Annotated in this window: 7 protein-coding genes; 2 read left to right on the forward strand and 5 right to left on the reverse strand. The window is 68.5% G+C overall.

The genetic code is table 11. From position 1 onward, the window contains the following. Positions 1-106: 106 nt before the first annotated feature. From DVH29_RS01505 to DVH29_RS01520, 4 genes are all read right to left on the reverse strand, one after another. Positions 107-1,093 carry a bifunctional riboflavin kinase/FAD synthetase gene (locus DVH29_RS01505; RefSeq protein WP_114644370.1) on the reverse strand — a complete coding sequence of 329 codons (987 nt, stop codon included), beginning with the start codon at positions 1,091-1,093 and terminating at the stop codon, positions 107-109. Positions 1,094-1,169: 76 nt separating this feature from the next. Beyond that, complete coding sequence (locus DVH29_RS01510) at positions 1,170-1,814, reverse strand: class I SAM-dependent methyltransferase (RefSeq protein WP_245944842.1); 645 nt, start codon at positions 1,812-1,814, stop codon at positions 1,170-1,172. Then, the gene (locus DVH29_RS01515; RefSeq protein ID WP_114644372.1) at positions 1,811-2,674 is read right to left on the reverse strand and encodes a TIGR01459 family HAD-type hydrolase; all 864 of its coding nucleotides are present in this window, start codon (positions 2,672-2,674) and stop codon (positions 1,811-1,813) included. The genes DVH29_RS01510 and DVH29_RS01515 overlap by 4 nt, the downstream gene beginning before the upstream one ends. Positions 2,675-2,701: 27 nt before the next feature. Further along, entirely contained in the window at positions 2,702-3,919 is a 1,218-nt protein-coding gene (locus DVH29_RS01520; RefSeq protein ID WP_114644373.1) for an EAL domain-containing protein, read from the reverse strand. 185 nt (positions 3,920-4,104) lie between these two features. Between DVH29_RS01520 and DVH29_RS01525 the strand changes: the two genes are divergently transcribed. Next, complete coding sequence (locus tag DVH29_RS01525) at positions 4,105-5,511, forward strand: sigma-54-dependent transcriptional regulator (protein WP_245944843.1); 1,407 nt, start codon at positions 4,105-4,107, stop codon at positions 5,509-5,511. Here DVH29_RS01525 and DVH29_RS01530 read toward each other — a convergent pair. Then, positions 5,508-5,921: a winged helix-turn-helix transcriptional regulator gene (locus DVH29_RS01530; protein ID WP_114644375.1), complete on the reverse strand. Its 414-nt coding sequence runs from the start codon at positions 5,919-5,921 to the stop codon at positions 5,508-5,510. The two genes, DVH29_RS01525 and DVH29_RS01530, sit on opposite strands and share 4 nt — an antisense overlap. A gap of 84 nt (positions 5,922-6,005) precedes the next feature. On the opposite strand from DVH29_RS01530, the gene DVH29_RS01535 reads away from it, so the two are divergent. Then, on the forward strand, positions 6,006-6,854 hold the full coding sequence (locus DVH29_RS01535; protein ID WP_114644376.1) for an SDR family oxidoreductase: 849 nt from the start codon (positions 6,006-6,008) through the stop codon (positions 6,852-6,854). The last annotated feature ends 73 nt before the right edge of the window (positions 6,855-6,927 follow it).

The following is a 6,927-nucleotide window of genomic DNA, read 5'->3' on the forward strand; positions in this document are numbered from 1 at the left end:
TGGAACTCGCAAAGCATGCAGTATCGGTCGGTTGGTGCCGCTTTTAACAGCAGCATGACGGGAAAGTCGATGGGGTTGATGGCGCGGGCGGTGGCGGGCGGCGTGCTCAGCCGGTGATGAAGCCCAGGGCGGCGTCGAGGGGGGAGAGAGGGCGGGAAGCGGCGAGGGCGGTGCGGGCTGCCCGGCTGTCGGCGTTCATCTGGGCGATGAGCGGGTCGAGGCCGTCAAAGGTCATCTGGCCCCTGATATGGGAGACGAGCGCCACCTCGACGGTCTGGCCGTAAATATCGCGGTCGAAATCGAAGATGAAGGTTTCGAAGGGCGGGCGGGTGTTGTCGAACATGGGCTTGCCATAGGCGGCCACCCCCGAGAGCAGCTCGGTGCCGATGCGGACCTTCACCGCATAGACCCCCTGGGCCAGCCCGAAGCTCTCGGGCACCTCCATATTGGCCGTGGGATAGCCCAGTTCGCGCCCGCGCCGGTCGCCGGTGACGATGGGGCCGGAAAAGAACCAGTGATAGCCCAGAAGCCCGTTGGCGGTTCCCAGATCGCCCGCCGCCAGCGCGGCGCGGATGCGCGAGGACGAGACGGGCTCCTCCCCCTCGTCGAGCATGTCGCCGACCATGACGTTGAAGCCGTGCGACGCTCCCTGGGCGCGCAGGAAATCGGGCGTGCCGCCCCTGCCCTTGCCGAAATGGAAATCGGCGCCGATCACCACGTCGGACACGGCGAGGGCATCGATGAGGAAGCGCGAAACGAAGTCCTCGGCCTCGACGGCGGCAAGGTCGCGGGAAAACCCCATCACCGCCAGGGCGTCGAACCCCAGCGCCTCGGCCAGCCGCGCCTTGGCTGGCCGGGGGCTGAGGCGGAACAGGAAGGGTTTTGGCGCGAAGACGTCGCGGGGATGGGGCTCGAAGGTGAGCATAAGGCAGGGCACGCCCTTTTGCCGCGCCAGAGCCCTCGCGGCGTCGAGGATCGACTGGTGGCCGCGATGGCAGCCATCGAAATTGCCGATGGCCACCACGCCGCCGCGCAGGGCGGGCGGCACCTGGGCGAGGCCATCGAGGACGGTGAAAGCAATGCCAGAAGTCATGTGTGTGCGGAGGGACCGGGCGTCTGAATGTGGCCGGAACCTGCCCCGTGGCCGCCCAGATTGCAAGGGGGAAAGGTCACGCCCGCATGCGATAGACCGTGCCGATGCTGCCGGGGACCCCGGGCGGCTGGCCGAAATCATGGACTGGATAGGCCGCCACGGCCGCGAGCCGGGCAAGGGGCAGGTCGGCGCGGCCGATATCGCCCACCATCACCTCGAGGCCCGCCGCGCGGCAGAGATCGAGCCAGGCCAGCACAAGCCGGGCCAGTTCGGGCTCGTAAAAGAGATCGCCGACCAGGATGAGATCGGCATCGGGCGGCGGGCCGCTGAGCAGATCCCCTGCGACGGCGGCGATGGCCACGCCGTTGAGTCCGGCATTGAGGCCGATGGCGGCGAGGGCGCGGGGGTCGGTATCGACGGCGCGGACCTCCCCTGCCCCGGCCATAGCTGCGGCGATCGCCACGAGGCCTGAGCCGGAGCCCAGATCGAGGACGCGGCGGCCCCGCACCTCCTGCGGGCAGGCGGCGAGGTGGTGGGCGAGGGCCAGTCCGCCGCCCCAGCACCAGGGCCAATAGGGCGCCCCCTCCCCGCCCAGCCGCCAGACGCCGCTCGACGCGGTGGCGGTGTGGAGGCGGATATGGGGCAGGCCGGGAACGGGACGAACGGGCAGGTTGCGGCGGATGAATTCGGCCAGCGCCCGGGGATCGTCCGCAAAATTCACCAGGCGAGCCGGGGCATGAAGCCCACCATATTGGCGCGGGAGACCGAGACGAAATCGGAGACGCGCTTGGCCGGGGGATCGTTGAAGGCGTCGAGCTCGGCGGCGTGGATGGAGCCGGTGATGAACAACAGGTCGATGCCGAACTGGGCGGCACCCATGGCGTCGGTGCGCACCGAATCGCCGATGGCGAGGATTTCGTCCGGCGCGAAGCGGTGCCCCGCCGCGGAATCGAGCAGCGCCTTGGCCTGCTCGTAGATGGGACCATAGGGCTTGCCGGCCATCATGACGCGGCCGCCGATATCCTCATAGGCATCGGCCAGCGCGCCGCCGCAATAGACGATGCGGTCGCCCTCCTCGACCACCTTGTCGGGATTGGCGCAGATCAGCGGCAGGCGGCGTTCAAGCCAGATGGCCATGCGGTCGCGGTAATCGGCGGGGGTGTCGTCGTCGGTGTCGAGGTCGGTGACCACCACGGCGGTGGCCACATCGTCGGGGCCGAAGGCGATCTCCAGCCCCTCGAACAGCGGATCGTCGGAGGCGGGACCGACCCGGGCGACAGTGCGGCCGCGCCAGTTTTCGAGCAGGCTGCGGGTGGCGTCCCCCGAGGAGACGAGGGCGTCATAAGCCTCGCGGGGCACGCCCATGGCGTCGAGCTGGTCGATGATCGGGCCGCCGGGACGGGGAGCGTTGGTGATCAGCACCACGCTGCCGCCGCGGGCGCGGTATTCGACCAGCGCCTCGACCGCGCTCCAATGGGGCTCGATGCCGTTGTGGACGACGCCCCAGACGTCGGACAGTATCCCCTTGTAGCGGGGGGCGAGGGCCGAAAGGCCCGGAGTGGCGGCGGTGATCGTCGTCATTGTCGGGTCCGATCCATGGTTGATGTCTCAGCGGGCGCCGGCGCGGCGGAGCTGGTCGCCGGCCTCGTCGCTCAGCTCCGGGCCGAGGGGGGCCAAGGCCCCCAGCGCCCGGCCTTCCGCCAGCCGGATGCCGTCATCGAGCAGGCCGAGAATGTCGGTCTCCTCGTCGGTGCCGGTGATCAGCAGGTTGATGCCGAAGCGGCGGATGTAATCGCTGATGTCGGAGGCGTGGAAATCGGTGAGCGCGGAGGGCGATTTGAGGAAGGGGCGCGCGGCGGTCGCCACATAGCGCACGCCCTTTTCGGCGAGGCCGGCGAAATCGAGGCGCAGGGTGGTGGCGTTGCGGATGGCGAGGCCGGCGCCCTGCTGCACGAGGGCGGCGACCCCATCGGCGGCGGCGCGGTCGAGGGCGGCCCAGTCGCGATAGTCGAGGGCGAAGGCCAGGTCGGGATTGACGGCGCGGTTGGCGGCGAGCACGCTGAGCAACTGGTCGAGCGCGTCACGGTCGCCCAGGGTCGAGGGGGAGATGTCGAGCAGCAGCGAGACCGGCTCGCCGAGCAGCCGGGCGCGGCGCACGATGCGCACGCCCTCATCGGCGCCGATGCGCTCGATGCGGCGAATGACCATGTCGCCCTCCCCATGGGGGACGGGCATGAATTCGGGCGGGTCGACGAGCTGGCCGTCGATCTCGAGCCGGGGCACAAGGGTATAGGCCTGCACCTTGCGCTGGGGAAGCCGCATGATGGGCCGGACGTGGTGGACCAACCGGCCCTCGTCGAGCGCCCGGCGCACCTCGCCCAGCGGCACGCTGGGGCGGCGCAGGAGGGCGGGACCGGCATCGAAGCCATCGCGGTCATCGGCCGGGCGGGGCTGCGGGCGGGCGCTTTCCAGTTCGGACACCGCCTCGGCGACCTGGCGGACCACGGTGCCCAAAACGCTCATATCGGCCTCGATCACATCGAGGCGCGGGCCCAGGTCGAGATCGGCGATGGCGTTGACCCGCTCGGAAAGCACCTGACCGGCGCGGGCATCGGTGGCCAGCAGCCGCCCCATGTCCTCGACGCCCCGCTCCAGCCGGGCGAAGGCGCGGCGGCGGGCCGAGCGCTCCTCGATCAGCGCCCCGCCAAGGCCGACGACCAGCGCCAGCAGCAGGGATTCGATCGGGGTGAAGCCCAGGAGGAAATAGGCCGCGATCGCCAGGGCGGCGGCACAAATTCCCACGAAGATGTAGACAAGACCCTGCAAGTCCTTCCCAACCCCCAAACCAAGGGAATCACGGCGCTTCCACAGCTTTATCACTACCACCGCAGCGCGGCGCAAAAAAGCATGCGACGGCGGCAAAGCGCGCATTGCCAACCGTTTGTTTACCCTAATGGATCGATAGTGAGCGCAAGCCTTGAGCCCACAATCTGCCAGGGAGAGACGGCCTGATGCGGGATGGATGCCCATCGGACGCAAGCGTTAGACTACTGCTCATCGACGGGGCGCCCGAGCGGTCGCGCCTGACGATGGCGGCCATTTTCGCGCAATGGGGCGAAGGGGTCGATCTGGTCCACTGCACCAGCGGGCAACAGGGGCTGCGCAGCCTGCGCACCACGCCCTTCGACGTGGTGCTGGCCGAAACGGCGACGCTGGAGGATGTGGGCGCCCAGATCGAGACGGCGTTTTCGGCGCTGGCCGGGGCGGCGCGCGGCGCGCTGATCGTGGCCTTGTCGGACAGCGGCTCGGTCTCGCTGGCGGTCGCGGCCATGCAGGCCGGCGCCCATGATTATCTCAACCTGCCGATTTCCGGCCGCGTGCTTGCAGCCCGGCTGGGGGAACTGGGGCAGCGCCACGGCAAGGCCCGCGCCGTCGCCCAGGAGCCGGCCTCGGAAAAAACCAGCGATTTCGAAGGGTTCGTGGGCACCAGCCCGCAGATGCGGGCGGTCTACGACCAGATCCTGCGCATCGCCCCCTCGGCCGCGCCGGTGTTCGTCACCGGCGAAAGCGGCACGGGCAAGGAAGTCACCGCCGAAGCGCTGCACAAGCGCTCGCCGCGCGCCGCAGGGCCGTTCATCGCCCTCAATGCCGGGGCGATCCCGCGCGAATTGATGGAAGCGGAAGTGTTCGGGGCGGCCAAGGGCGCCTATACCGGCGCCCATGCCGACCGCAAGGGCGCCATCGAGATGGCCGATGGCGGCACGCTGTTTCTCGACGAGATCGGCGAGATGGACCTGGCGCTGCAATCGAAACTGCTGCGCTTTCTCCAGACCGGAACCATCACGCGGGTGGGGGAATCGCGGGCCCGGCCGGTCGATGTGCGGGTGGTCTGCGCCACCAATCGCAACCCCATGCAATTGGTGAGCGAGAAGAAGTTTCGCGAGGACCTGTTCTATCGCCTGCATGTGCTGCCCATCCACCTGCCGCCCCTGCGGCAGCGGCCGTGTGACATCATGCCCCTGGCCCAGAGCTTTCTCGCCCGGTTCGCGGCGGAAGAGAACAAGGGGTTTTCGGGCTTCGCGCCCGATGTGGCCGACCTGTTCGTCGCGCGGGAATGGCCGGGCAATGTACGGCAATTGCAAAATCTGGTGCGCCGCATCGTGGTGATGTTCGACGGCGGCCCGGTGACCCTCGACATGGGGCTGGCCGCAGATATCGAGGCGCGCGGGCTATCCGCCCCCCTCGCCGATTGCAGCCCGCCGCCTGTGCTGCCCATGTGGCGGCAGGAGCAGCGGATCATCGAGGACGCGCTGGACGCCTTTGGCGGCAATATCGCCAAGGCCGCCGCCGCGCTGGAGATCAGCCCCTCGACCATCTACCGCAAGAAGGTCGGCTGGGACCGGGCGGGCGCGGCTTAAACCGGGACCCGCGCCGGGCGCTGCGCCGCGCGCCGGCTGGCCGGAAGGCGGTGGAAATTGACTTCGATCCAGTCGGCCAGCACCCGGACCTTTTCCGCCACCTCCTCGCCGAGCGGGGTCAGGGAATATTCCACATGCGGCGGCACCACGGGATAGGCGCGGCGCGCCACGAATCCGTCCGCCTCCAGCACCTGCAGCGTCTGGGCCAGCATCCGCTCGCTGACCCCGCCGATGCGGCGCCTGAGTTCGGAAAAGCGGTGCGTTCCCCCTTGCAGGGCGATCAGCACCAGCACGCCCCACTGGCTGGTCACGTGCTTGAGCACGCCGCGCGAGGGGCAATCGGCCGACAGCAGTTCGCCATTCAGCTTGTCGGAGAGCCCCGCCGGGGGGCCATTGTCACGATTTTCCATACTTACCTTTCCGTGCGTACTTACGAAGAGTTTGTACCTACCTATATCATGGCCCTGGACCATCACAACAAGGAGTAGCCAGCCATGACCATTGCCGTAACCGGTGCCACGGGCCAATTGGGCCGCATTCTCATTGAAAAGCTCAAGCAAAAGATCGCGCCCGAGCAGATCGTCGCGCTGGCCCGCAGCGCCGACAAGGCCGCCGATCTCGGCGTCGCGGTGCGCGAGGCCGATTATGAAAAGCCCGATACGCTCGACCGGGCGCTGGCCGGCATCGATACGCTGATGCTGATCTCCTCGAGCGAGGTGGGCAAGCGGGCCACCCAGCACCAGAACATCATCGACGCGGCCAAGAAAGCGGGCGTCAAGCGCATCGTCTATACCAGCCTGCTGCATGCCGATACCTCCGCGCTGAGCCTGGCGCCCGAGCATGTGCAGACCGAGACGGCGCTGGAGAAATCGGGCATTGTCCATACGGTGCTGCGCAATGGCTGGTACACGGAAAACTACGCGGTCTCGATTCCGGGCGCGGTGCAGGCCGGCGCCTTTGTCGGCAGCGCCGGCGACGGCCGCATCTCTTCGGCCACCCGCGCCGATTTCGCCGAGGCGGCGGTTGCCGTGCTGACCGGGAACGGCCATGACGGCAAGACCTATGAGCTGGCCGGGGACGACAGTTACACCCTCACCGAGCTTGCGGCCGAGATTTCCCGCCAGACCGGCAAGGACATCCCTTATCGCAACCTGCCCCAGGACGAATATGCCGCTGTGCTGAAGAGCGTGGGCGTGCCGGAAGCCTTTGCCGGAGCGCTGGCCGCGTTCGACGTCGACGCCGCGAACGGGGCGCTGTTCCATGACGGCCACGCGCTTTCGGGCCTGATCGGGCGTCCCACCACGCCGCTCGCGGACGCGGTGGCGGCGGCGCTCAAGGGCTAGGCTGAATCGACATTCATCGCATCCACAGCATTGCTGCGGCGAGTTGCAAGAAGCTTAGGAAGTGGGTCGCGCG

This window comes from Pelagibacterium lacus (assembly GCF_003345525.1).
In the GTDB taxonomy this organism is placed as follows: domain Bacteria; phylum Pseudomonadota; class Alphaproteobacteria; order Rhizobiales; family Devosiaceae; genus Pelagibacterium; species Pelagibacterium lacus.

Coding starts and splice junctions, on each gene's coding strand:
- DVH29_RS01505 (WP_114644370.1), bottom strand. CDS start 1,093: ATGACTTCTGGCATTGCTTTCACCGTCCTCGATGGCCTCGCCCAGGTG.
- DVH29_RS01515 (WP_114644372.1), bottom strand. CDS start 2,674: ATGACGACGATCACCGCCGCCACTCCGGGCCTTTCGGCCCTCGCCCCC.
- DVH29_RS01525 (WP_245944843.1), top strand. CDS start 4,105: ATGCGGGATGGATGCCCATCGGACGCAAGCGTTAGACTACTGCTCATC.
- DVH29_RS01530 (WP_114644375.1), bottom strand. CDS start 5,921: ATGGAAAATCGTGACAATGGCCCCCCGGCGGGGCTCTCCGACAAGCTG.
- DVH29_RS01535 (WP_114644376.1), top strand. CDS start 6,006: ATGACCATTGCCGTAACCGGTGCCACGGGCCAATTGGGCCGCATTCTC.